The following is a 629-nucleotide window of genomic DNA, read 5'->3' on the forward strand; positions in this document are numbered from 1 at the left end:
TGGATTGCACCAGTTACGTCAGTTGTACGGAAGTAGAACTGTGGACGGTAACCATTTAAGAATGGAGTGTGACGACCACCTTCTTCTTTAGAAAGTACGTATACTTCTGCGTCGAATTTAGTGTGCGGCTTGATTGTACCTGGTTTAGCAAGTACTTGACCACGTTGTACGTCTTCACGCTTAGTACCACGAAGTAAGATACCACAGTTCTCACCTGCACGGCCTTCGTCAAGAAGTTTACGGAACATTTCTACGCCAGTTACAGTTGTTTTAACTGTATCTTTAATACCAACGATCTCTACTTCTTCACCAACTTTAACGATACCAGCTTCTACACGGCCTGTTACTACAGTACCACGACCAGAAATTGAGAATACGTCTTCGATTGGCATTAAGAATGCTTTGTCGATAGCACGTTCTGGTTCTGGGATGTAAGAGTCAAGCGCTTCAACAAGAGCAAGAACTGAAGACTCACCATATTGACCAGCATCGCCTTCCAACGCTTTAAGCGCAGAACCACGGATAACTGGAGTGTCATCACCAGGGAAGTCATAAGTAGAAAGAAGTTCACGAACTTCCATTTCTACTAATTCAAGTAATTCTTCATCATCAACAAGGTCACACTTGTT

At 43.1% G+C, this 629-nt stretch carries 1 protein-coding gene; it reads right to left on the bottom strand.

From position 1 onward, the window contains the following. On the bottom strand, positions 1–629 hold a 629-nt coding region (locus WBW42_RS18750; RefSeq protein ID WP_250619960.1), incomplete at both ends, for an EF-Tu/IF-2/RF-3 family GTPase.

Source organism: Acinetobacter sp. LT1 (assembly GCF_059800965.1).